The following is a 23,484-nucleotide window of genomic DNA, read 5'->3' as shown; positions in this document are numbered from 1 at the left end:
GGAGACATGGGTAACACGTTCGGCCATGGTGTCGCAGGAGGAACGCGATGCCGTGGCGGGAGAAGTCACCTGTGGATCTACGTGTGCAGTTCATCAGTGAGTACCTGGCGGATCGGTTCACCATGACGGCGCTCGCGGCCCAGTACGGCATCAGCCGCAAGACGGCGTACAAATGGGTCGCCCGCTACGACGCGGCGGGGCCCGCGGCGTTGGGGGATCGCTCGCGTCGGCCGCATCAGCATCCGGCGGCGACGGCCCCGGCGCTGGTGGAGGCCCTGTTGCGCGTCCGGCGGCGTCATCCGCAGTGGGGGGCCAAGAAGCTGCTGGCGCTGGGGCGCCGGCAGCAGCCCGACGCCGCGTGGCCGAGTCGATCGACCGTGTGTGATCTGCTGCAGCGCCACGGGCTGATCGTGCCGCGCCGGCGCCGGCGGCCGGTGCCGCACGGGAGCCACAGGCTGGCGCCCCTCACCGGGCCCAACGTCACGTGGACGACCGACTTCAAGGGCGAATTCCGCACGGGAGACCGCGCCTATTGCTATCCGTTGACGCTGCGCGACGGTTTCAGTCGGTATGTGCTGCGCTGCGATGCCCTGCTCAGCCGCACGACCGCGGAGACGCGCCGTTGCTTCGCGCGCGCGTTCGCGGCCTATGGGCTGCCCGAGCGGATCCGCAGTGACAATGGGAGCCCGTTTGCCGGGCCGGGCCTGGGCCGCCTCTCGCGGCTGAATGTCTGGTGGATGCGGCTCGGGATTGTCCCGGAGCGCACCGGCCTTGGGCGCCCCGATCAGAATGGGTCGCATGAACAGTTCCACCGCGTGCTCAAGGCCGAGACGACCCGGCCGCCCGCGCGGACCGCGCGCGCGCAACAGGAGCGCTTCCGAACGTTCTGCCGCGAGTACAACGGCATCCGCCCCCATGAAGCGCTCGACAATCAGCCGCCCGCGACGGTGTATCAGCCCTCGCCGCGCGCGCTGCCGGCGCGAGTCCCGGCCCTCGTGTATCCCGGCCACTGGGAGGTACGCCGCGTGGACAGCAATGGCTGCATCGCCTGGGGCGGCGCGCCGCTGTTTCTGACCGAAGTACTCGACGGCGAGTCGGTCGCCCTCGAAGCGGTCGATGATGGGGTCTGGACGCTGCATTTTGCGTCGGTCAGTCTGGGGCGTGTTCATGATCGCACTCGCACCATCACGGCGCTGCCGCCCGCGCAGCATCCGTGAGCGCCGGCCTGTGAAGGCCGTCCCGACCGCACAGACCGCGGTCGGCACCGCCTTCACAGGCCCCAACCAACTGTTACCCATGTTCCCGGACTAATCTGTTACCCATGTTTCCGGCCGCCCGGCCGTAAGCCGGAGGCTGCAGACCGTAGGCCGCAGGCTGTAGGCTGTAGGCAATGAGCAATGCCCCCGGCGCCTGGCGTGCCATCGAGGTGTACCGTGTCCGCGACGGCCAGCGCTCGGTTGCCGAGGACCGCGCTGCCACGGAAGCGCCGCTCGAGATCCGCCTCCATGGCCGGCCATTCGTCATGACGATGCGGACGCCCGGCGCCGATCCCGACCTCGCGGCCGGTTTCCTCCTCGCCGAACAGGTCATCGCCGAGCGTGCCGACATCGACTCGATTGCACAGGCCGACGACGAATCGGCGATCGACGTGGCGCTGCGAGGCCAGGCCTTCACGCGACTCGATGCTCGACTCGCCGGACGGCGTCATGTCGCCGCGACATCGGCATGCGGTGTGTGCGGCCGCCAGACTGCCGACGCGCTCGACCTGCCCATCGCACCGATCACCGCCGCCTGGACGATGAGCGCTGCCATCGTCGCCGGACTGCCCGATCGCCTGCGGGCGCAACAGGCCGTGTTCGATCGCACGGGCGGCCTGCATGCGGCCGGGCTCTTCACCGCCGACGGCACGCTGCTGGAGATTGCCGAGGATGTCGGCCGGCACAACGCCGTCGACAAGATCATCGGGCGGATGCTGCGCAATGGCGCGCTGCCGCTCTCCTCCCACGTGCTGTGCGTCAGCGGGCGCGCGTCGTTCGAACTGGTGCAGAAGGCGCTGGTCGCGGGTATCCCGCTGCTCGTCGCGGTGTCGGCGCCGTCGACGATGGCCATCGATCTCGCGACACGCCACGGCCTCACCCTCGCCGGCTTCACCCGCGGCGACGGGTTCAACCTCTACGCGCACCCGCAGCGGATTGCGTGAGCCCGGACGCATGGCCCTCTTCGGTCTCGATCAGCAGAAGCCCCGCCACTTCCGCGACATGTTCCAGATTGCGTGGGAGAACCGCGACGAGTTGCCGTTCGCCTGGCGGATCCTGCGCGATGGCGTGTGCGATGGCTGCGCCCTCGGCACGTCAGGGCTGAAGGACTGGACCCTGCAGGGTACGCATCTCTGCATGGTGCGCCTCGAGTTGCTGCGGCTGAACACGGCGCCCGCGCTCGACCCGGCCGTCCTTGCCGACGTCTCCTCACTCACCTCGACGTCGTCAGCGGGGCTGCGTGCGCTTGGCCGGCTTCCGGAGCCACTGCTACGCCGGACCGGCGATCGCGGCTTCCGGCACGTGACGTGGGACGAGGCACTCGACAGGCTCGCCGCCGAGCTGCGCACGGTGGACCCCGCGCGCGCCGCCGTGTTCATGACCTCGCGTGGGATCACCAACGAGGTGTACTACGCCGCGCAGAAGGCGGCCCGCGCCCTCGGCACGAACCACGTCGACAATGCCGCACGCCTGTGCCACGCCGCGTCGACGGTCGCGATGAAGGCGGCGCTCGGGTACGGTGCCTCCACCTGCAGTTACACCGACTGGCTCGGGGCCGACCTGATCGTCTTCTTCGGCTCCAACGTCGCCAACAACCAGCCGGTCACGACCAAGTACCTGCACTACGCCAAGCAGCGCGGCGCACAGGTCGCCGTCGTCAATACCTACCGCGAGCCCGGGCTGGCGCGCTACTGGGTGCCGTCCATCGCGTCGAGCGCGGTTTTCGGGACCACCATCGCGGACCACTGGTTCGACGTGCACACCGGCGGCGATCTCGCGTTCCTGGTGGGCGTGCTGCGGGCGTTGATCGAGGCAGGCGGCGTCGACGAGGCGTTCGTCCGCGACCGCACCACCGGCTTCGCGGAAGCCAGTGCGCGCGCGCTGGGCAGCGACTGGGCGACGATCGAACGCGAGAGCGGCGCCACCCGCGAGCGGATCGAGGCCTTCGCCCGTCTGCTGATGAATCGCCCCAACGCGATTCTGGTGTGGTCGATGGGACTCACCCAGCACGCGCACGGCGTGCAGACGGTGAGCGCGCTGATGAACGTCGGGCTGGCGCGAGCGCTGCCAGGCTACCCGAAACGAGGCCTGGTCCCGATCCGGGGGCACTCCGGCGTGCAGGGAGGCGCCGAGATGGGATGCGTACCGACCGTCGATGCCGCCACTGCCGCGCGCTGGTCCGAGGTCTGGGGCTTCGACCTGCCGGCGACGCCCGGGTGGACGACGTCGGAGATGATCGACCACGCAGCCGACGGCGAGATCGACCTCTTCTGGATCGTTGGCGGCAACTTCCTCGAGACGCTCCCCGACGAGGGCCGCACCCGTCGGGCGCTGCGGCGCCCACGCCTGCGGGTGCACCAGGACATCGTGCTGTCCTCGGCGATGCTGGCCGAAACCGACGGCGACGTGCTGATCCTGCCAGCCACCACCCGCTACGAGTCGCCGGGTGGCGGCACCGAGACCTCCACCGAGCGGCGCGTGATCTACTCGCCCGAGATCGCGGGACGCCGCATCGGCTCGGCACGTCCGGAATGGCAGGTGTTCGGCGAGGCGATGGCGCGCGCCTTCCCCGACCGCGCCGATCGGGTGCGCTTCCCCACCGCCGCGGCGATCCGGTCGGAGATCGCTCGCGCGATCCCGCTGTACGCGGGCATCGAGCGTCTCTCGGCCAAGGGTGACCAGTTCCAGTGGGGCGGCCCGATACTCTACGCCGATGGCCACTTCGCCACGGCCGACCGCAAGGCGCATTTCGCGGCGATCGACACCGTGCGTCCGGCGCACGCCGCGGTCATGGCTTTGGAGGGCGCGGCCGACCCTGCCCGCACCTTCCGGGTATCGACGCGGCGCGGCAAGCAGTTCAACTCGATGATTCAGCGCGAGGTCGATCCGCTCACCGGCGCCCGCCGTGACGACATCCTGATCAGTCGCGAGGACCTCGAACGACTGGCGCTGGCCGAGGGCACCTCGGTCGTTCTGTGGGGCGGCGCGGGGGCGTACCGCGGCCACCTCAAGGCGTCACCGATCACGCCGGGCAACCTCGAGGTGCACTGGCCCGAGGGCAACGTGCTGCTCGCGGCCGCGGCGATCGATCACGCGTCGATGGAACCGGACTACAACGCGGTGGTGACGCTGGATGCGACCTCCGCCGCCGACGGTTCCTGAGCGTCGCGCGCCGGGTTGCGGAAGGCCAGGACGAACAGCGCCAGCACCGCCACCGCGCCCCACGCCGGCAGGCTCCAGATCGCCTGCCAGTCGTACGTCACCGGCTGGCCGGGCCCGCCCGCTACCTGGTGCGCCGCCAGCACCCGTCCCGCCAGCAGCGTCCCGATGAAGGCGCCGGCGCCCCACAGGATGAATGCGATGAAGCCCTGCGCGGCGCCGCGGATCCGCTCGTTCGCCTCGGCATCCACATAGAGCTGGCCGGCGATGAAGAGGAAGTCGTAACACACCCCGTGCACGCCGATCGCGACGAAGATCAGCGGCACCTGCAGGCCCGTGGCCTCTACGCTCGCCGCGAGCGCGAAGTACCGCAGCACCCACGCGAGGATGCCGATGATGATCGTCTTCTTGTAGCCGAGCGTCTTGAGGAACACTGGCAGCAGGAAGAGGAAGACGACGTCGGAGACCTGAGCCAACGTCATCTTGGCGGCGATCTGCTCCCACCGGAGTTCGGTGAGGTAGATGCTCATCATCACGAAGTAGAAGTAGAGCGGAATGCAGATCAGGAACATGCACGCGATGAAGATCGCAAACGACGGCTTCTTCAGCAGCGCCAGCGCATCGAGGCCGAGCACCTCGCCGAGCGAGACGTCGGCGCCGGTCTTGCGGGGCGGCGTGTGCGGCAGCGTCAGCGCGAAGAGGCCGAACACGATCGACGACACCCCGGCCCGGTAGAACTGCAACGCCCGCTGCTCGGCGGCGAGGGCGCTGAGCACCATGCCGGCCGCCAGCCAGCCGACGGCCGAGAGCACCTTCACTCGCGGGAAGTCGTGTCCCGGGTCCGCCAGGTGGTGCATGGACAGGGAGTTGCCGAGGGCCAGGGTCGGCACGAACAGCGCGCAGTACAGGATCAGCGCCGGGTAGAAGGCGGCAAACGTCGTCATCTGCGGCAACAGGCAGAGGACCACGCCACCGAGGAGGCCGAAGACCGCGAGCAGCTTCTCCGTCGCGAAGAAGCGATCTGCGATCAGGCCGACGAAGAAGGGCGAGATGATCGCGCCGATGGCGAACGCTCCGTACGCGAGGCCGATCTGTGCCCCATCGAAGCCGAGCGTATTGGCGAGGTACGTGCCCATGCTCGCGTACCAGCACCCCCAGATGAAGTACTGGAGGAACATGAACGCCGACAGCGTCACCTTCAGCCGGGCCTGACTCGTCTCCACGACACCACCTTTCACCTTCCGGGATGCGAGAGCATAGCCCGGAGCCGGTGGGGACCGAGCTGCCATATAATCCCGGCCCACACGCGCATGGCCGTTTCTCCGCCAGACCGAGACGTCGCTGATCCCCTGACCGCTGCCCCGCACGTGGCCGGCGGCGCCGAGTGGATCATCGACGCCCGCGGCTGCGACGCCGCCCTGTTGCGCGATGCCACCCGTCTCGAGGCCGTGTTCGATCGCCTCATCGCCGTGCTCCGCCTGACGCCCGTCGCGCCGGCCGTCTGGCATACGTTCCCTGCTCCCGGCGGCCTCACGGGGTTCGTGATCCTCGCCGAATCGCATCTGGCCTGCCACACGTTCCCGGAGTTCGGCTCCATCTGCGTCAACGTGTTCTGCTGCCGTCCACGCGACGAGTTCGATGCGGCCGGACTGATGGCAGAGATGCTCGGCGCCACCGACACGGTCGTCAGGCGCATCGAGCGCACCTACGGCGAGGTACGTCCCGGTTCCCGGTGCCCGGTGCCCGGTTCCCGGCCGGCGAGAGCCGGCAACGCATGAGGGGACCCGCCGGCCGCTGCCCGAACTGCGGCGCCCCCGTTCGCTTCCGCTGGTCGAGCGCCGTCCAGACGACGTGCGAGTCGTGCCGCTCGGTCATCGTCCGGCACGACGTCGACCTCGAGACCATCGGCGAAATCGCGGACCTGCCGCCCGACAGCTCGCCGATCCAGATCGGCACCACCGGCACGCTCGACGGACGTAGCTTCAGCGTCGTCGGCCGCATCGTCTACGAGTACGATGACGGCGGGTGGAACGAGTGGCATGTCGTCTACGCGGACGGCACGAGCGGCTGGCTGTCGGACGCCCAGCTCGAATACGCCGTCTCCAGCCTGGTGCAGCCAGAGAAGCGGCTGCCGGCCGCGGACGGCGTCAGGCTGGGGATGGACTACACGTGGGATGGCCGGCCGTTGCAGGTCACCACGCTGACCACCGCTCACTACAAGGGCGTCGAGGGAGAACTGCCGTTCGAGTACTGGGGCAAGCAGGACGTGCTGTTTGCCGACCTCCGCGGCCACGACGCGACATTCGGCACCATCGACTACAGCGACGGCGCGCCGGTGCTGTTCATCGGCCGCTTCGTCTCGTTCGACGAACTGCACCTGCAGAACGTCCGCACGTTCGAGGCCGAGGATCGCTCGAAGGCGATGCAGGGCTTCAACTGCGCCAATTGCGGCGCGGCGGTCGAGCTGCGGGCGCTGTCGCAGACGCGAGCCGTGGCGTGCACGAGTTGTGGCGCGGTCATCGACACGCGCGATCGCAACGTCACCATCCTGCAAACGGCCGCCGCGAAGCAACCGATCTCGCCGCGGATCCCGCTCGGCAGTCGCGCCGATTGGGCCGGCCGGCCGCACGACGTGATCGGCTTCCAGCAGCGCTCGGTCACCGTCGATGGCCAGCGGTACGCGTGGGACGAGTACGTGCTGTTCAACCCGTACGTCGGCTTCCGCTACCTCACCGAGTACAACGGCCACTGGAACGACGTGACCACCGTGCGCGAGCTGCCCGCGATGGATAGCAGCGGTTCCCGGGCGGCCATGCGGCTGGGCGACGTGGTCTTCAAGCACTTCCAGCACGCCAACGCGCGTACCGACTTCGTCCTCGGCGAGTTTCCGTGGCGTGTGCAGGTCGGCGAAGAAGTGGCCACCGACGACTTCGTCGAGCCGCCCTACATGCTGTCGGGCGAGGGCACCGAGAACGAGCGGACCTGGTCGCGCGGCATGTATACCGACCCGCAGCAGATCTGGAAGGCCTTCGATCTGCCGGCCACACCCCCACAACCCGTCGGGGTGTTTGCCAACCAGCCCAATCCCTACGCCGAGAAATCCACGGCCCTGTGGCGCGCCTTCCGCTGGCTGTCCGTGCTGGTTGTCGTCCTGATGCTGTACCGGATGCTCACCGCGTCCGGCGCCACCGTCTTCTCGCACGACTTCCGGTATCAGCCGGGCGTGCCGGAGTCGTCGTTCGTCACCGAGCCCTTCGTGCTCCCGAGCGACGGCAAGGTGGAGGTCAAGATCTCGACCACCGTATCGAACTCGTGGCTCGGCTTCGACCTCGCCCTGATCAACCTCGAGACGGGCGACGCGCACAACACCGACTCGGAGGTCAGCTTCTACTCGGGGGTCGAGGGCGGCGAATCGTGGTCGGAGGGCAACCGGGCTGCCACCCTGTCGCTCCCTCGCCTGCCCGCCGGGCAGTACTACCTGCGCGTGGAGCCGGAAGGACCTCCGAACGGCCCGGAGGTCCCGTACAAGATCAACGTGCGCCGCGACCTTCCCGATCCGTTCCCATACCTGCTGGCGCTGGTGTTACTGACTTTGCGGCCGATCTGGGTCTGGTTCCGCAAGGCCGGCTTCGAGGCACGCCGCAACGCGGAGAGCGACTACGCGCCATCCACCTCGGACGACGATGATGACGATGATGATGCCGACGACGACGACGAATAGCAGGAGGAGATGGTGATACGCCGCGCGGTGATCTACCTCGCATTCGGCCTGATGACCACGGGCTGGGCCTGGAGGGCCGACCGGGCCGGCTGGATGACGCGCGACGACGTCGTGCGCAACGTCCCACGCTCGATTCGCGACAACCCGGGCGCCTACCGATCGCTGTACGCCGGCGGCCCGCGTCTTTTTGGAGGGAAGTGACCGATGGAAGCCACGCTCCTCAACAACCTGATAGCCGCCATCGTCTTCGCGGGACTGGGCATCGTCGTGCTCTTCGCGACGTTCGTGGCGGTCGACCGCCTGACGCCCTACCAGCTCTGGAAGGAGATCATCGACGATCACAACACCGCGCTCGCGGTGCTGATCGGGTCGTTCGCGCTGGGCATGTCGCTGATCATCGCCGCCGCCATTCATTAGACACGCCGGGCGTACGACCGATGTGCGGCCGGCTCCACCTTCGCCAACGGCTACGGTGGGACAACGCGTAAGCGCCGGACTTGTCCGGCGCGCTGCCCGCGGGACAAGTCCCGCGGCGACACCCCACGGATTCGCGCCGGCCGGTTGGCGTGTGCGCCATGGACCACGTGTCCGGCGCGAGGTTTCCGAGTGACAGCCGCTCTGCTTGCCTCCGTCCTGCTCATCGCCGCCTGCGGGCTCATCTACGAGCTCGTGGCCGGCGCCCTCGCCAGCTACCTGCTCGGCGACAGCATCACGCAGTTCTCCACCGTCATCGGGACCTACCTGTTCGCGATGGGGATCGGCTCGTGGATCTCGCGGTTCGTCGGGCGCGGCCTCGCGGCGCGCTTCATCCTCGTCGAGATCATGGTCGGTGTGGTCGGCGGCTTCTCGTCGGCCGCACTGTTCCTGGCCTTCGCCTACACCGACGCATTCCGCCTGCTGCTGTACGTGCTCGTGCTGGTTGTGGGCACGCTCGTCGGCCTCGAGATTCCCCTCCTCATGCGGCTGTTGCGCGACCGGTTCCAGTTCAAGGACGTCGTCGCCAACGTGCTGACGTTCGACTACCTGGGCGCCCTGGGCGCGTCCCTGCTGTTCCCGATCGTGCTGGTGCCCAAGCTGGGGCTGGTACGAGCGCCGATGCTCTTCGGGGCGATCAACGTCCTCGTCGCGCTGTGGACGACCTCGGTGCTGCGGGAGTCGCTGGCGCCCGCCATCCGCCGGACCCTGCAGGCGACGTGCGTCGTGGCACTGGCGCTGCTCGGCGTCGGCCTGTGGAAGGCCAACGCCATCCTCGATCTCGCCGAGGCCAATCTGTACGCCGACGAGGTCGTGCTCTCGAGGACCACGCCCTACCAGCGGATCGTGATGACGGCGTGGAAAGACGACCTGCGACTGTTCCTCAACGCCAACCTGCAATTCAGCTCGCGTGACGAGTACCGCTACCACGAGGCGCTCGTGCACCCGGGGCTGGCGGCGTTGCCAGCCGCGGCTCGTGTCCTCATCCTCGGCGGCGGCGACGGGCTGGCGCTGCGCGAGGTGCTGCGCTATCGGCAGGTCCGCGCCGTGACCCTCGTCGATCTCGATCCGGAGATGACGCGCCTCTTCTCCTCGCACGAGGAACTCCGCAGGCTCAACGGCGGCGCGCTCTCCGACCCCCGCGTGAGGGTCATCAACGCCGATGCGTTCACGTGGATCGACGAGAGTCGCGAGTTCTTCGATTTCGCCATCGTGGACTTCCCCGATCCGTCGAACTTCTCGCTGGGCAAGCTGTACACGACGACGTTCTACCGGATGCTGATGGAGCGCCTCACCCCCGATGCCACGTTCGTCGTGCAGTCGACCTCGCCGCTGTTCGCGCGTCAGGCCTACTGGTGCATCGTCGCGACCGTCGAACAGGCGGGGCTGGCAGTGGCGCCCTACCACGTGTACGTGCCGTCGTTCGGCGAGTGGGGTTTCGTCCTCGCCGGACGATCGGCGCCACGTGTGCCGACGACATTGCCGGCCGGGTTGCGCTTCCTGACCACGCGGGGGCTTGGCGAACTGTTCGACTTCCCCGTCGACATGGCGCGTGTGCCGGTCGAACCCAATCGCCTGCACACGCAGGCCCTCGTGCGGTACTACGAGCGCGAGTGGAATGCTCTTAACCGATAGTGACCGGGTGCCGGGTACCGGGTACCGGGTACCGGGTACCGGGTGCCGGGTGCGGAGCCGCGACGGTAGGGCCGGCTCCCTGGCACGCCGAAGCAATGCGAAGGCGGGTCCGAGCCCGGCCGACTCCGATAGCATGACCTGCGCTCCTGCGCTCCGGTGCTCCTGTGCTCCTGTGGTCCTGTGTTCCTGCTCTCCTTGGTCCTGTGTTCCTGAGTTGACCCGATGACCACCAACGTCACGCGGCGAGCGTTCCTGTCGACGGCGCTGGTGGGCCTGACGCAGAAGGCGGGCCGTCGCATCGACGGCGGTTTCGTCAACGAGTCTCACGAGCGCGGCCATCGGTTGCGCGACGGCGCCGATTTCGGCGGCAGTCGCGAGGCGCGCTCGACGTCGGTCCTCATCGTCGGTGGCGGCATGGCCGGCTTGTGTGCCGCCCGGCACTTGCAGAAGCGGGGCTTCGATCGCTTCATCGTGCTCGAGATGGAGCCCGAGGCGGGCGGCAACGCGCGCTGGGGGCAGAACGAGGTGTCCGCCTATCCGTGGGGTGCGCACTACGTGCCGATCCCGGGCAAGGCCGCCGGCCTGGTGCGCGAGATCTTCACCGACCTCGGCGTGTACGACGGCACGACGTGGGACGAGCGTCACCTGGTGCATGCGCCCGACGAGCGACTCTTCATCCACGGCCGATGGCAGGAGGGGCTCGAGCCGGCGGTCGGGCCGACACGGCGCGACCGCGATCAGGTCGCGCGCTTCACGGCGCGCATCGCGGAGTTGCGCGCCTCCGGGCGCTTCACGATCCCGATGGCCGCGGCCACCGACGTCACGCGGCCGCCTGCGGAGGACTCCCTCTCGATGGCCGCGTGGCTCGATCGTGAGGGCCTCGACTCGCCGTGGCTGCGGTGGATGGTGGACTACGCCTGCCGCGATGACTACGGCGGCATGGCCCGCGACGTCTCGGCCTGGGCCGGCGTGCTGTATTTCGCGGCGCGCGATGCCGACGACTCCGGCCCGCTCACGTGGCCCGAGGGCAACGGCTGGATTGCGCGGCGATTGCTGCACCGGCTCGAGCCGCGCGTACGGACCGGCGAGATCGCCTACCGGATCGAGCCGCAGGGTCGTGGGTGGCGCGTGCTCACGTCGCGGGCCGACTGGACGGCGGATGTCGTCATCGTTGCCGCCCCGATGCACGTCGCGTCCCGCATCGTCGCCGGCGCGCCGCCGGTGCGGGTGACGTCGTCGCCGTGGATCACGGCCAACCTGACGCTCGATCGCTGGCCGCGCGAGCGGGGCTTCCCGGTGGCGTGGGACAACGTGTTGTTCGACTCGCCGGCCCTCGGATACGTGGTCGCGACGCACCAGCAGCTGCGGCGGCACGTGCCGCGCACGGTGTGGACGTATTACTGGGCCCTGGCGCAGCAACCGGCACTGGAGGCGCGCCGCTGGCTCCTCGCCCAGGACTACGCAACGCTGCGCGATCGGATCCTCGACGATCTCTCGCGGGCCCACGCCGACATTCGCGAATGCGTGTCGCGGGTGGACATCATGCGCTTCGGCCACGCCATGGTGCGTCCCACGCCCGGGTTGCTGTCGGATCCGGCGTGGCAGGCCGCGCAGCGCGGGCTCGATCGCCTCTTCTTCGCGCACTCCGATCTGAGCGGGTTGCCGCTGTTCGAGGAAGCGCAGTATCGCGGTGTGCTTGCCGCCGACCGCACGATGCAGATGTTATCGGGTAGGTAGGGACGGCTCTCCCTGGGGCACCGAAGCGCTTGCGCGAAGGTGGCCGAGCCGTCCAACGCCGTCGATCACGCGGCCAGGGCGCGGGCGTGGCCCGCTCGGAGAGCGGGGCCCTACCTACATTCCCTGTCGGGTAGGTAGGGACGGCTCTCCCTGGGGCACCGAAGCGCTTGCGCGAAGGTGGCCGAGCCGTCCAACGCCGTCGATCACGCGGCCATGGCGCGGGCGTGGCCCGCTCGGAGAGCCTATCGCGTGGCCCCCTCGGAGAGCGGGCCCTACCTACAACGTCACGATGAAGGCGCGGCGGCGCTCGACCTTGCTGAAGTCGATGCCTGGAACCTTCTTCAGGTCGTCTATCGTCTTGAAGCGTCCGTTTCGCTCGCGATACCGCACCACGGCGGCCGCTTCGCGTCGAAGCAGTCCGACGGCGGCCTCGATGTCGATCTGGGGTGCCGTGTTGATGTTGAGCGGCTGCGCGGCCTCGCCGAGGAAGTGCGTGGACAAGTACTCCAGCACGACGGGCACATCACCGTCGGCGATGCGCGCGCCGCGGCCGATCATGCTGTCGATGACCGCCGCCCAGCCGGCACGCGTGAGGCGCGCGGATGCCGCCCGCCTCGCCTCGTGGCACGTGCCACAGGACCGCACGGTGACATCCTTGCCCGGGCCATCTGGCAGACCCTCCCCGGAAGGCGTCAGCATCACCGGCGCCGGCGCCTGTTGCGCCGACGTCATCGCCGCCGACGCCATCCACAGCGCCACCAGGGCACCGGTCATGAGCCACCGCACTGCCATCGCACACCTCCGTCGCGACCTTCCCTATGTCTTGCGCGCGCGACCAGGCCGCGATTCTACCCCCGAGCGAGGTTCTGGCGAGCCGACAACGACTCGAGAGGACCGGTCGAAGGGTATGATGCCGGGGCTGCGGCACAGGGAAACGAGGGGACATGCGGGCTGCGAAGCTGACGATGGTGATGCTGGTCTCGGCAGGAGTCACGGGGCTGGCCTCCGACTTCCTGGCCGAGGGCGTGGACTCGGCGCGGACGGGCTGGCTGCGTGACGAGCGGGTCTTCACGCCCGCCAACGTCGGCACGACGACGCTGCAGTGGACGGCAAAGCTGGACAGCAAGCCGCGCGCGATGCACAACCTGTTCGCACCGCTCGTCGCCGAGCGCGTCGATACGGCGGATGGGCCGCGTGAACTCGCCGTCGTCGCGGGGGTCTCCGACGATCTCTGGGGCATCGACGTCGCAACAGGCCGCGAGATCTGGCACCGGCATTTCGACAGCACGCTGACCAGCGAGGGTCGCACTGACGACACGCTCTGTCCCGGCGGCCAGACGGCGGTGCCGACGATGACGCAGATCTCGCCCGGCACCTACACCATCTACGCCGTCTCGTGGGACGGCCGCCTGCGGCAGGTGAACCTGGCCGACGGCAAGGACGCCGCTCCGCCTGAACTCTTCATCCCCGGCGGCGGCAAGCCATACGCCCTCAACCTGCACAAGGGCGTCATCTACACCGCGACCGCGCAGGGCTGTGGCGGGCTCACCAACGCCTTCTACTCGTTCGATCTCGCCTCCAGGGTCGTCAGTGCGTTCATCCCCTCGGGTGGTGGCTTGTGGGGACGACGAGGCGCGGCCATCGACGCCGAGGGCCGCGTGTTCCTCGGCACTGGCGACGCGATGTTCGATCCGCTCAGTCGTCGCCTTGGCAACGGCATCGTCGGCGTCAAGCTCGACGTCATGAAGCAGCTGCAGCTGGCCGACTATTTCGGCGCGCCCAACGCGAACTGGCTATGGCGCCGTGACCTCGACGTCAACACCACGCCGGTCGCGTTCGACCATGGCGGACGCAAGTTCCTGGTCGGCACGAGCAAGGAGTGCCGGCTCTGGCTGCTGGATCGTGATGCGCTCGGCGGCGAGGATCACCGCACCACGCTGCACACGACGCCGCTCATCTGCAACGACCAGCAGGCTTTCGACGGACAGGGCATCTGGGGCGCGCTCGGTGCCTGGAAGGACAGTGCCGGCACGCAGTGGGTGCTGGCGCCGTTCTGGGGGCCGGTGAGTCGCACCTTCAAGGCACCGATCGAGCACGCGCGGCCGAAGGGCGGCGGCGTGGCCGCGTTCACGCTGCGGCAACGACCGGAGGGATGGCGTCTCGTGCCGGCCTGGATCTCGCGCGACATGGATCTGGCCGAGGAGGTGGTCATCGCCAACGGCATCGTGTTCGCGTACGCCGCGGGCGAGGACGCCTCGCAGGTATTGCCCGACAAGGGTTTCGACGAATCGGACGGCCCGGTCTACGGCGGCGGCCTGAGCTCGGGGCCCGTTCGCCGCATCGCCAGCTCGCGCCGTGCGGCGATGTATGCGCTCGATGGCCGCACCGGCAAGCAACTCTGGTCGAGTGGCGACCAGATCACCTCCTGGAACCACTTCAGCGGGCTCACCGTCGCCAACGGCCGCGCCTACATCGCGACGTTCGACGGCACGCTCTACTGCTTCGGCATTCCTCGCTAGGACGGATTCGTCATGCGTGCTTTCCGGTGGCCTCTCGCCGCACTTACCTGCGTCCTTGCGGGCAGCGTCGGCCTCGCCCAGGTCGGGCGTGGCGGGACACGATGGTTCGCGCCGCTCGCCGACGCCCAGCGGACGTCCTGGGTGCGCGTCGACGACAAGATCTCCGTCGAGTCGATGGCGGGCACGGGCTTCTCGCGGCAGTGGCAGGCCGCGCTCGGCCCGGACGCCGGCGTGTCCGGCGGTTTCCGACAGGGCGTGACCGCCAGTGGCGTCACGCTGTTCGTGCCGATGTCGGTGGTGACCGGTGCAGGCGACCGCGTCTACGCGCTCGACAACGACATCGCCTTCGTCGTCTGGCAGCGCACGCTCGACGTCGGGGATGCCACAGCCTTGCCCTCGTGTGCCGGCGCCGCGACAGCAGCCGCGACGCGCATCGTGCCGCTCGACGCGTCAGCGACGGCTAACCCCTTGGCGCGTCCCGCCGGCCCTCCTGGCGTCGGCTACCGCAGCCAGCTCGGTCGCGCCGGTGAAGGCGCGCCGGCAGACACGGTGCGACAGCAGGCGCAGGCAGCGGCGCGCGCCGCTGCTCCGGGCCCGGGCGCGCAAGCGGCCAACACTCCAGCCGCAGGAGCGCAACCAGCGCCCGCAGGAGGCGCGGCACAGGCGTCGAGCACACCCGCACCAGTCTCGGCCACGCCCACGATCCGTCCCGGAGACGTCATTCCTGGAGCCCCGCCGCCCGATCCGAGTCCACGCGCGACGTTGGCTCGCCCGTCGGGTGTCGTGTACGTGATCGCCCGCGATGGCCGACTGCGCGTGCTCGGTCTCGCCTCGGGCAAGGACCTTCAACCGCCGGCCAGCTTCCTTCCGCGCGGCGCGCGCTGGACCGCTCCGGTGGCGGTTGGCACCACGCTGTATGCGGCGACGACCGGCGGTTGCGGCAGCACGCCAGACGGTGTGTGGGCGATTGATCTCGCCAGCGAATCGAAACCGGTCGTGTCGTGGGCGACCAACGGCGGCCCCATCGTCGGGCCCGTGGCAGTGACGTCCAGTGGCGTGCTGCTGGCCGCGGTTGGCGCTGGTACGGTGAGCGGGGACGGCAAGGCCAACGCCATTGTCGCGCTCGACCCGAAGACGCTTGCGGTCACGGACTGGTTCACGCGTCCGGACGCCGAATTCGCGACCGGGCCCTCCGTGTTCCGGCAGGGCGACCGCGAGATCGTCGCGGCCGCGACGAAGGACGGTCGAGTGGTGCTGCTCGACGCGGCGGCGCTCGGTGGCGCCGATCACGCGACGCCGCTGGCCATATCGGCGTCGGTTTTCGGCACGGGCGCATCGGTGCGTCGTGACGCAATCGCGCTGTGGCAGCAAGGTGCCGGGGTCGTGACAACCGCGACCACGTCCACGACGACCGCAGCCGCGACGGCAACAGGAGACCGGGCGACCTGGATTGTTGTGCCCATCGACGGGCCGCCTGCCGCGCAGGTACCCCGGCCGAACGGTCCTGCAACCGTGCGCGGTGCCATCGTCGCCCTGTCCGTGCGCGAGTCGGCGGGATCGCTGTCGCTCGAGCCCGCGTGGGCCTCGGGCTCCCTCGTGTCCCCAGCGACGCCCTTGATCGTGAATGGCGTGGTGTTCGCGCTCGGCGCGGGCGCGCCAGCCAAGGGGGCCGTGCCTGGAGACGGCGCCACGCTGCTCGCCTACGACGGCGCGACCGGCAAGCGTCTCTGGACGAGCGGTCGGGCGATGCCGACCCCCGCGTCGCCGGGCAGCCTGTGGAGCGGACTCGGGCAGGTCTACGTGGGCACCGAAGACGGCACGCTGCACGCCTTCGGCTTCGACGACGAGCGCCACGCGATTCCCTCAAGAAGGTAGGGGCGGCTCCCCGAGCCGCCCGGCCTGGAAGGATGGTCGGGGGCGCCTCTATGAGGCACGCGATGGCGGAAGGTAAGGCCGTGGAGGTTCTCGCCGACGGCGCTTTAGCTCATGGGCTGTGGATCCAATTGACTGAACGGCTCCTTCTTGCCTGCGGTGTGGCCGCCGGGCCGATCTACCTGCTTGTCGGGTTCGGACAGGCATGGACGCGCGAGGGGTTCGACATGCGGCGCCACGCCCTGATTCTGTTGGCCAACGGCGACCTGGGATGGATTCAGGTCGCGAACTTCCTGATCGCGGGCGTCCTGGTGATCGCTGGCGCGATCGGCGTGCGGCGCGTCCTGCACCCCGGGCGTGGCGGCACGTGGGGACCGTTGCTGCTGTCGGTCTACGGCCTCGGGCTGATCGGCGCCGGCGTGTTCCCGGCCGATCCGGGACAGGGCTTCCCGCCGGGCACGCCGATGGGTGCGGCGACGCTCAGCACGCAGGGCTGATGCACTTCGTGTGCGGCGGCAGTGGGTTCTACGCCTTGATCGCCGCGTGCTTCGTCTTCGCGCGCCGCTTCGCCGCGCGCGGGCACCGCACGTGGGCCAGGTACTCGGCGCTCAGCGGCGTCCTGTTCTTCGTGGCCTTTGCCGCCATCGCATCCGGCCAGGCGTCACCAGCGATCATCCTCGGGTTCTACGTCGCCGTCGCATGGATCTGGATCTGGCACGCGGCAGTCCATCGCAGGCTGATAGGCGAGAGCGGCGCTGACGAGGCGCTGGGGCAATCCGGCACATTCTGATCGCCTGACGGGGCGATCTAGTACGTTTCTTGCCTCGCTTACAGAAGTATTACAGTGCGGCGGCGCCAGCCGTGGCATCGTTTGCTCTCCATGAGTGCACCTGTCAAAGTCACTGCCCTTTACGGCCGCAAGGCTGCCGCCGGTCACGGCTACAACTGGATCACCATCACCGCGATGACGGCGTTCCACATTGGCGCCGTCGCCGCGTTCTTCTACATCGATTTCGGCGCGATCCTGTCAGCCGTCATCATGTGGTTCGTCGCCGGCAGCCTCGGGATCGGCATGGCGTATCACCGCCTGCTGACGCACCGTGGCTACAAGACATCCAAGTGGATGGAGTACTTCCTCACGATCTGCGGCACGCTCGCGCTCGAGGGCGGCCCCATCTTCTGGGTGGCCACCCACCGCATCCACCACCAGCACTCGGACCACGAAGGCGACCCGCACTCGCCTCGCGAAGGCACCTTCTGGGCGCACATGGGGTGGATCTTCATGGGCAAGGCGATGCACCACGACACCGCGGTGCTGCGCCGTTACGTCCCGGACCTGAGCAAGGACCCGGTCCACCTGTGGCTCACCCAGTGGCACTGGATACCGCAAGTGGTCCTGGGCCTCGCATTCCTGGCATTCGGCGGCATCCCGTACGTGCTGTGGGGCATCTTCTTCCGCACGACCTACGGCCTGCACGCGACCTGGCTGGTGAACTCAGCGACGCACATCTGGGGTTCGCGCCGCTTCAAGACCAAGGACGATTCCACGAACCTCTGGTGGGTGGCCGCGATCACGTTTGGCGAGGGCTGGCACAACAACCACCACGCCCACCCCGTGTCGGCGCGTCATGGCCTCGCCTGGTACGAGATCGACATCAACTACATCAACATCAGCATCCTGCGCGCACTCGGTCTGGTGTGGGACGTCAAGGTGGCCCGCCTCGAGCACGTCCACCGCATGCCGCAGCAGACCAACGACGCGGTCGACATCTCGTCAGCCGAGCCGTTGATGCTCGAGTAGTTCACGGGCAGGACGAATGGAAACCGGGGCCGGGCTGGCAACAGCCCGGCCTTACTTTTTTGGGCCCGGCCCTGCCTTCTTCCTTCGTCTTGCCGCAGTTCCTGGCTCGGCGTTCGGCGTTCCGCGGTCGGCGTTCGATAGAATCCTCCCGTGACCCGCCGCACTGCCACGATCGTCGTCGTGACGCTCTGCGTCGTCCTCGTGGCGGCGGCCCTCACCCTCAACATCGGGTGGATCTACGTCAATGCGCGCAGCCTCCTGCCGCTCGTGCTCGGCGTCGTGGCCTTTGCGCTGATCATCGCCGGCATCATCGTGTACACCGTGTTCCTGGTGCGCGAACTGCATCGCAACGACCAGCAGGATGCGTTCCTGAATGCGGTCACGCACGAACTGAAGACGCCGATTGCCTCGATCCGGCTCTATCTGCAGACGCTCCAGTCGCGCGAGGTCTCCGAGGCCCAGCGCGAGGACTTCTACCGCACCATGCTGGCCGACGCCGACCGGCTGCAGCAGACGGTCGAACAGGTGCTCAAGGCCGGCGCGGCCAGCCAGCGCGTCGGGTTGCTTCACCGAAGTCCCGTCGACATGGCGGCACTCGTCGGGGAGGTGCTCGAAGTCGCGCGCCTGCGCCACCACCTCACGCCGGAGGCACTGACAATGGCCGAGGCGACGCCCGACGAGGCCTTCGTCAACGGCGACGCCGACGAACTGCGCAGCGTGCTCTCGAACCTGCTCGACAACGCCGTCAAGTACTCGCGCGATCAGGTACGGGTCGCGATCGAGGTGAGCGTGCCGGAAGACGAACTGGTGCGCGTCCGTGTCTCGGATCAGGGCGTCGGCATTCCGCACGCGCAGCTCAAACGCATCTTCCGGCGGTTCCACCGCTTCCAGTGGCGCGGGTCGAAGGTGAAGGGGACCGGGCTCGGTCTCTACATCGTGCGATCGATCGTCCGGCAGCACGGCGGGCGCGTGTCCGCGACGAGCGACGGCGAGGGCCGGGGCTCGACGTTCACGATCGAACTGCCGCGGATGGTGCGGACCTGATGGCACGCCTGCTGGTGGTGGAGGACGAGCCCCACCTCGCGATGGGCCTGCGCTTCAACCTCGAGGCGGACGGGCACGAGGTGGACGTGGCCGGCGACGGCGAGACGGCCCTCACGCGCCTCGGCGGCGAGACGGGCATGTTCGACGCCGTGCTGCTCGACGTCATGCTGCCCGGCAAGAATGGCTTCGAGGTCGCGCGCGAGTTGCGGGCGCGTGGCGATTACGTCCCGATCCTGATGCTGACGGCTCGCGGCCGCCCCGAGGACGTGCTGCAGGGCTTCGACGCCGGCGTGGACGACTACCTGCCCAAGCCATTCGAGTTGCCGATCCTTCTGGCGCGCATGCGCAGCCTGCTGCGCCGCAGCACGTGGGCGCGCAGCGCGCCTGCACCACCGGAACGCGCTCCCGAGGTCTACACCTTTGGCGGTAACACGTTCGATCCGTCGACACTCGAACTGCGCGTCGGGACCATGCCGTATCACCTGACGGCCATGGAGGCAGACCTGCTGCAGTACCTGCTGCAGAACGCCGGCAAGGTCGTGTCGCGCAAGGCGATCCTCGAGGACGTCTGGGACCTGCACGAGGACACCGACACCCGCGCCATCGACAACTTCATCGTCCGGTTGCGCCGCTTCCTGAATGAGGACCCTTCCAAGCCGCGGCACGTGATCACCGTGCGGGGGCGAGGTTACCGGTTCATCGCGGAGCCGGACGACCCCGGGCGGACCGAAGCGCCGGGCGCCGAACGCCATCGTCGGCCGACCTGAAGGTCGGCCGCTACATGCGCGCGCGCACGCGGCCCGTAACCGTCGACCTTCAGTTACCCGTCGCCGTCAACCTTCAATTTCCGTAGCCGTCGACCTTCAGCTCGACGGTTGCTCGACTTCGCGGTTGGTGCCGACCGCCACACGAGATCAGGCGCGCGGCGGTGGCAATCGCGGGAACTCCGCGATCCGCAGGTTCGTGCACCCGTAAGGAATCAGTGTCACGGTCTCCTGCGGCTCGGTCGTGACCGGCCGGGCCGGATCGGACCAGTCGCGCTCGGGGATGGCCATCTCGGCCGCCCACCCGTGTGCAAGCTTCCAATCGGGGATGCGCCGCGCCGGCACCGAGGCCACCATGCCGGCGCCGTCAGGCGAGAATGGTTGCGCCCCGATCGGGCGTTCGTCGAACGACAGCGATGCCTCGGGATGGGCCGGGTCGAGCACGAGGCCATAGTTCCAGGGCGTGGTCGGGCGCACCTCGTAGTCGGCATGCGGTGGCTCGCGATGCGGCGCCGCCGCGTTCACGCGCGTCCACTGCTCACCGATCTTCAGCGCATAGACCAGCGGCCCGCGCTCGATGGACAAGGCGCGGTGGTAGCGCTCCGTCACGCGCGGTGTCATCGGCAACCGCAGCATCACCGTCGTGGATGCCGGCCACGTGCGCTCGAGACGGTGCAACGTGCCCGCGGCGAGCGGTTGCGTCGCCCCGTTCGCCACACGCAGCGACGCACCGTCGGCCCACGCCGGAACCCGCAAGTGGAGAGGGAACCGTACCGGGCGGCCGGCCGCCACGGTCACGGTAATCTCCTCGCGGAAGGGATAGTCGGTGACGACCGATACCGTCACCGGCACGTCACGAACGGTCGTCGACAGCTCGCACGGCCCCCAGGCCGCCGCCACCAGCCCGTCGTCCGCGCTGCGCATCCACGCGTGCGCCACGAACTTGGGCCAGCCCTGGTGCATGTTCGACGTGCAGCAGCCGTAATTCGGCTCGAGACCGAACAGGTTCGACTCCGGCCCGTTGGTGGACCAGCCGTGTTCGGGGTTGATCGTGCACTGCGCCTGGTTGACCTGCTGGTCGTACTGGTGCGACCAGCCATCGGGAGCAATCGTCGCCGGCAGGGCGTTGAAGGCCACGCGTTCGAGCCGATCGGCGAAGGCCACCGTGCCGAACACCGCGAAGAGGTGCTCGAGCGAGTACATGAACTCGACGACGGCGCAGAGTTCGGTGCCTTGCAGCGGGTTGCGGCCCGACACGCATTCGTCGCCCGAGAACATGCCGTTGACCTGCCCGTGATGGCGGTCCAGTGTCTCGATCATCTCCGTCGCGAACGCGCGATCCTCAGGGCGCTGATCGAGTCGCCAGGAGAGCGCGGCCGCCTTGGTGGCCATCGCGAGATTGACGACGTGCCGGGTCCAGGTCCACAGGCCGCGGCGCGGCGTCGGGATCGCGATGTCGCCCGAAGCGAACACGCGGGAGAAGTCCACGCCTTGCGTACGCAGCGTCCGCGCCAGGTCGAGCAGCCACGGCTCCCGGCTCCGCTCGTACACATGGAAGATGGGCACCAGTCCTTCGTACCAGCGGAAACGTCCCCAGTCGTAGAGTGGCGTGCGCGACAGTCCCGCGGCCATTGCCCGAACGCTACGGGTGACGGCCTCCAGGACACGGGCATCGCCCGTCGCCTCGTGATACTGCGCCAGCACCTTGTTGGCCAGCAGGATCGCCCACATGTCGTAGCGGGTGGCGACGGCGTCGAGCGGGTAGGGCCCGTACCAGCCGTCTTTGCGCTGGTGCGTGACGATGTGGTCGACGTACGTCGTGATGCGCGCCTGCAACGCAGTGTCGCGAAGTTGCCAGGCGAGAGGAATGGCGCCATCGAGCCAGTACGGCGCCCGCTCCCAGCCCTCGGCCTCGCCGCCGAACCAGCGACTGCGGGCGACGTCGGGCCAGAACTCGTCAAGGTGACCCGTGAGCCCGTCTGCCTGAATCTGCAACTGGCGACGCAGCCACCCGGCCGGCTGGATGGTCCCCAGCGGCAGTGGCCTGAAGTGCGGCGCCGCGAGATCGCCTTCTGCACGCCCCGCTGCAGGAGCCGTTCCGGTCTGAGCGGTCAGCGTCGGACCGACAACCGCGGCACCAGCCACGCCGGCCAGGAAGTTTCGGCGGTTCATGGGCGTGATTATTGCTGCGCCTGCGTCGGTGCGTCTCGCCTCCTTGAAGAATCAAGCTGTCTTGACGCCCCGTCCTGGCAGGACGGACAGGTCTCCGCAGATTCGTCGGCTGGATTGCCGCACCGGGGACAGGCCATGTTCACTGGATGGCGACGCGCGAGCGCGACGAGTTCGCCGATCTGATTTTTCAGCTAGGATGCCCGCGCATCGTCATTCGAGCGCTCGGGCGTTTGGGCGCGAACTGGAGGCTACCTCGTGTCAGAGTCGTTGAACCCCGAACGCATCCTGCAGACCGGCCTGGCATTCTGGGCTTCCAAGACATTGCTGAGCGCCATCGAAATGGGGGTCTTCACCGAGCTGGCACGTGGACCGGAACCCTTCGCCGCGCTGTCGGGGCGGCTGGGCCTGCATCCGCGGTCGGCGCGCGATTTTCTGGATGCCCTGGTTGCCATAGGCTTCCTGACCCGCAGCGGTGATACCTACGCCAATACAGCCGACGCGGACCTCTTCCTCGATCGGCAGAAACCGAGCTACGTCGGCGGCATGCTCGAGATGGCCAACCACCGGCTGTATCCGTTCTGGGGGCACCTCACCGAGGCGCTGCGCACCGGCTTGCCGCAGAACGAGATGAAGCTGGGTTCACCGGGGCTCTTCGAGGGTCTCTACGCCGATCCCGCGAGGCTGCGGGAGTTCCTGTCCGCCATGTCGGGTCTCAGCCGGGGCGCCAACATGGCGATCGCTCGTCAGTTTCCGTGGAAGGACCACGCGACGTTCGTCGATGTCGGCACGGCGCAGGGTGACCTCGCCGTGCAGGTCGCCGCGGCCCACCCGCACCTGACGGGCCAGGGCTTCGACCTGCCCGAGGTGGCGCCCATCTTCGAGGACTACGCGAAGGCATCCGGCGTCGCGGACCGGCTCACGTTCGCCCCGGGCAGTTTCTTCACCGACGACCTGCCGAAGGCCGACGTCATGATGATGGGTCACATCCTGCACGACTGGGACCTGGCCCAGAAGCACAGGCTGATTCGCAAGGCGTATGCAGCGATTCCCGCCGGCGGCGCGCTGATCGTCTACGAGTCGATCATCGACGACGATCGGTCGAAGAGTGCCTTCGGCCTGCTCATGAGCCTCAACATGCTGATCGAGACGCCCGGCGGATTCGACTACACCGGCGCCGATTGCGCGGCGTGGATGCGCGAGGCCGGCTTCACGTCGACACGAGTCGAACCACTCGTCGGCCCCGACTCGATGGTGATCGGCATCAAGTAACGGCCGTGTCATGGTGGTCGGGCACCGGGTTCCGGGTTCCGGGCACCGGGCAAGCACCCAA

Annotated in this window: 20 protein-coding genes; 17 read left to right on the top strand and 3 right to left on the bottom strand. The window is 68.6% G+C overall.

Going from position 1 to position 23,484, the window contains the following annotated elements:
* Positions 1 to 71 precede the first annotated feature (71 nt).
* The 3 genes from LuPra_RS05170 to LuPra_RS05160 all read left to right on the top strand — a co-directional run bounded on the left by LuPra_RS05170 (position 72) and on the right by LuPra_RS05160 (position 4,418).
* The gene (locus tag LuPra_RS05170) at positions 72 to 1,217 is read left to right on the top strand and encodes a helix-turn-helix domain-containing protein (RefSeq protein WP_110168877.1); all 1,146 of its coding nucleotides are present in this window, start codon (positions 72 to 74) and stop codon (positions 1,215 to 1,217) included.
* A 173-nt stretch (positions 1,218 to 1,390) separates the two neighbouring features.
* Complete coding sequence (gene fdhD / locus LuPra_RS05165; protein WP_110169763.1) at positions 1,391 to 2,200, top strand: formate dehydrogenase accessory sulfurtransferase FdhD; 810 nt, start codon at positions 1,391 to 1,393, stop codon at positions 2,198 to 2,200.
* A gap of 10 nt (positions 2,201 to 2,210) precedes the next feature.
* A complete protein-coding gene (locus LuPra_RS05160) occupies positions 2,211 to 4,418 on the top strand; it encodes an FdhF/YdeP family oxidoreductase (protein WP_110169762.1) in 2,208 nt (735 codons plus the stop codon).
* Here LuPra_RS05160 and LuPra_RS05155 read toward each other — a convergent pair.
* Complete coding sequence (locus LuPra_RS05155; protein ID WP_157898760.1) at positions 4,367 to 5,638, bottom strand: MFS transporter; 1,272 nt, start codon at positions 5,636 to 5,638, stop codon at positions 4,367 to 4,369. The two genes, LuPra_RS05160 and LuPra_RS05155, sit on opposite strands and share 52 nt — an antisense overlap.
* 87 nt (positions 5,639 to 5,725) lie before the next feature.
* On the opposite strand from LuPra_RS05155, the gene LuPra_RS05150 reads away from it, so the two are divergent.
* The 6 genes from LuPra_RS05150 to LuPra_RS05125 all read left to right on the top strand — a co-directional run bounded on the left by LuPra_RS05150 (position 5,726) and on the right by LuPra_RS05125 (position 11,982).
* The gene (locus LuPra_RS05150) at positions 5,726 to 6,193 is read left to right on the top strand and encodes an S-adenosylmethionine decarboxylase family protein (RefSeq protein WP_110169760.1); all 468 of its coding nucleotides are present in this window, start codon (positions 5,726 to 5,728) and stop codon (positions 6,191 to 6,193) included.
* Complete coding sequence (locus LuPra_RS05145) at positions 6,190 to 8,136, top strand: DUF4178 domain-containing protein (protein ID WP_157898759.1); 1,947 nt, start codon at positions 6,190 to 6,192, stop codon at positions 8,134 to 8,136. The genes LuPra_RS05150 and LuPra_RS05145 overlap by 4 nt, the downstream gene beginning before the upstream one ends.
* Before the next feature lie 9 nt (positions 8,137 to 8,145).
* Positions 8,146 to 8,337, top strand: coding sequence for a hypothetical protein (locus tag LuPra_RS05140; RefSeq protein WP_110169758.1), 192 nt, complete (start codon positions 8,146 to 8,148; stop codon positions 8,335 to 8,337).
* A 3-nt stretch (positions 8,338 to 8,340) separates the two neighbouring features.
* Positions 8,341 to 8,553 carry a DUF350 domain-containing protein gene (locus LuPra_RS05135; RefSeq protein ID WP_110169757.1) on the top strand — a complete coding sequence of 71 codons (213 nt, stop codon included), beginning with the start codon at positions 8,341 to 8,343 and terminating at the stop codon, positions 8,551 to 8,553.
* A gap of 189 nt (positions 8,554 to 8,742) precedes the next feature.
* Positions 8,743 to 10,245, top strand: a complete 1,503-nt coding sequence (locus LuPra_RS05130) for a polyamine aminopropyltransferase (RefSeq protein WP_110169756.1) — start codon at positions 8,743 to 8,745, stop codon at positions 10,243 to 10,245.
* 222 nt (positions 10,246 to 10,467) lie between these two features.
* On the top strand, positions 10,468 to 11,982 hold the full coding sequence (locus tag LuPra_RS05125) for an FAD-dependent oxidoreductase (RefSeq protein WP_110169755.1): 1,515 nt from the start codon (positions 10,468 to 10,470) through the stop codon (positions 11,980 to 11,982).
* Between the two features lie 276 nt (positions 11,983 to 12,258).
* Here the strand turns inward: LuPra_RS05125 and LuPra_RS05120 are convergent, their stop codons facing one another.
* Positions 12,259 to 12,774, bottom strand: a complete 516-nt coding sequence (locus LuPra_RS05120; RefSeq protein WP_110169754.1) for a ComEA family DNA-binding protein — start codon at positions 12,772 to 12,774, stop codon at positions 12,259 to 12,261.
* Positions 12,775 to 12,926: 152 nt separating this feature from the next.
* On the opposite strand from LuPra_RS05120, the gene LuPra_RS05115 reads away from it, so the two are divergent.
* The 7 genes from LuPra_RS05115 (at position 12,927) to LuPra_RS05090 (ending at position 19,985) form a co-directional block, all read left to right on the top strand.
* Positions 12,927 to 14,501, top strand: coding sequence for a PQQ-binding-like beta-propeller repeat protein (locus LuPra_RS05115; protein WP_234800731.1), 1,575 nt, complete (start codon positions 12,927 to 12,929; stop codon positions 14,499 to 14,501).
* Between the two features lie 12 nt (positions 14,502 to 14,513).
* Complete coding sequence (locus tag LuPra_RS05110) at positions 14,514 to 16,376, top strand: PQQ-binding-like beta-propeller repeat protein (RefSeq protein ID WP_110169753.1); 1,863 nt, start codon at positions 14,514 to 14,516, stop codon at positions 16,374 to 16,376.
* Between the two features lie 128 nt (positions 16,377 to 16,504).
* Complete coding sequence (locus LuPra_RS32990; protein WP_234800730.1) at positions 16,505 to 16,870, top strand: DUF998 domain-containing protein; 366 nt, start codon at positions 16,505 to 16,507, stop codon at positions 16,868 to 16,870.
* A complete protein-coding gene (locus tag LuPra_RS32985; protein ID WP_234800729.1) occupies positions 16,870 to 17,163 on the top strand; it encodes a hypothetical protein in 294 nt (97 codons plus the stop codon). The genes LuPra_RS32990 and LuPra_RS32985 overlap by 1 nt, the downstream gene beginning before the upstream one ends.
* Before the next feature lie 90 nt (positions 17,164 to 17,253).
* Complete coding sequence (locus LuPra_RS05100; protein ID WP_110169752.1) at positions 17,254 to 18,174, top strand: acyl-CoA desaturase; 921 nt, start codon at positions 17,254 to 17,256, stop codon at positions 18,172 to 18,174.
* Positions 18,175 to 18,324: 150 nt separating this feature from the next.
* Entirely contained in the window at positions 18,325 to 19,218 is an 894-nt protein-coding gene (locus LuPra_RS05095; protein WP_110169751.1) for a sensor histidine kinase, read from the top strand.
* Positions 19,218 to 19,985 (top strand): response regulator transcription factor, encoded by a 768-nt coding sequence (locus LuPra_RS05090; RefSeq protein ID WP_110169750.1) that lies wholly within the window; start codon positions 19,218 to 19,220, stop codon positions 19,983 to 19,985. The genes LuPra_RS05095 and LuPra_RS05090 overlap by 1 nt, the downstream gene beginning before the upstream one ends.
* Positions 19,986 to 20,132: 147 nt before the next feature.
* Here the strand turns inward: LuPra_RS05090 and LuPra_RS05085 are convergent, their stop codons facing one another.
* Positions 20,133 to 22,154 (bottom strand): beta-L-arabinofuranosidase domain-containing protein, encoded by a 2,022-nt coding sequence (locus LuPra_RS05085; protein ID WP_110169749.1) that lies wholly within the window; start codon positions 22,152 to 22,154, stop codon positions 20,133 to 20,135.
* A 255-nt stretch (positions 22,155 to 22,409) separates the two neighbouring features.
* Here LuPra_RS05085 and LuPra_RS05080 point away from each other — a divergent pair, with 255 nt between their 5' ends.
* Entirely contained in the window at positions 22,410 to 23,423 is a 1,014-nt protein-coding gene (locus tag LuPra_RS05080) for a methyltransferase (protein WP_110169748.1), read from the top strand.
* The last annotated feature ends 61 nt before the right edge of the window (positions 23,424 to 23,484 follow it).

It is taken from the genome of Luteitalea pratensis, assembly GCF_001618865.1.
Classification (GTDB): domain Bacteria; phylum Acidobacteriota; class Vicinamibacteria; order Vicinamibacterales; family Vicinamibacteraceae; genus Luteitalea; species Luteitalea pratensis.
This window is presented reverse-complemented; position numbering and strand designations above follow the sequence as displayed.

What these genes read in the sequence shown, in the direction of transcription:
- fdhD (WP_110169763.1), top strand. Translation starts at nt 1,391, where the DNA reads ATGAGCAATGCCCCCGGCGCCTGGCGTGCCATCGAGGTGTACCGTGTC.
- LuPra_RS05160 (WP_110169762.1), top strand. Translation starts at nt 2,211, where the DNA reads ATGGCCCTCTTCGGTCTCGATCAGCAGAAGCCCCGCCACTTCCGCGAC.
- LuPra_RS05150 (WP_110169760.1), top strand. Translation starts at nt 5,726, where the DNA reads ATGGCCGTTTCTCCGCCAGACCGAGACGTCGCTGATCCCCTGACCGCT.
- LuPra_RS05145 (WP_157898759.1), top strand. Translation starts at nt 6,190, where the DNA reads ATGAGGGGACCCGCCGGCCGCTGCCCGAACTGCGGCGCCCCCGTTCGC.
- LuPra_RS05140 (WP_110169758.1), top strand. Translation starts at nt 8,146, where the DNA reads ATGGTGATACGCCGCGCGGTGATCTACCTCGCATTCGGCCTGATGACC.
- LuPra_RS05135 (WP_110169757.1), top strand. Translation starts at nt 8,341, where the DNA reads ATGGAAGCCACGCTCCTCAACAACCTGATAGCCGCCATCGTCTTCGCG.
- LuPra_RS05125 (WP_110169755.1), top strand. Translation starts at nt 10,468, where the DNA reads ATGACCACCAACGTCACGCGGCGAGCGTTCCTGTCGACGGCGCTGGTG.
- LuPra_RS05120 (WP_110169754.1), bottom strand. Translation starts at nt 12,774, where the DNA reads ATGGCAGTGCGGTGGCTCATGACCGGTGCCCTGGTGGCGCTGTGGATG.
- LuPra_RS05115 (WP_234800731.1), top strand. Translation starts at nt 12,927, where the DNA reads ATGCGGGCTGCGAAGCTGACGATGGTGATGCTGGTCTCGGCAGGAGTC.
- LuPra_RS05110 (WP_110169753.1), top strand. Translation starts at nt 14,514, where the DNA reads ATGCGTGCTTTCCGGTGGCCTCTCGCCGCACTTACCTGCGTCCTTGCG.
- LuPra_RS32985 (WP_234800729.1), top strand. Translation starts at nt 16,870, where the DNA reads ATGCACTTCGTGTGCGGCGGCAGTGGGTTCTACGCCTTGATCGCCGCG.
- LuPra_RS05100 (WP_110169752.1), top strand. Translation starts at nt 17,254, where the DNA reads ATGAGTGCACCTGTCAAAGTCACTGCCCTTTACGGCCGCAAGGCTGCC.
- LuPra_RS05090 (WP_110169750.1), top strand. Translation starts at nt 19,218, where the DNA reads ATGGCACGCCTGCTGGTGGTGGAGGACGAGCCCCACCTCGCGATGGGC.
- LuPra_RS05085 (WP_110169749.1), bottom strand. Translation starts at nt 22,154, where the DNA reads ATGAACCGCCGAAACTTCCTGGCCGGCGTGGCTGGTGCCGCGGTTGTC.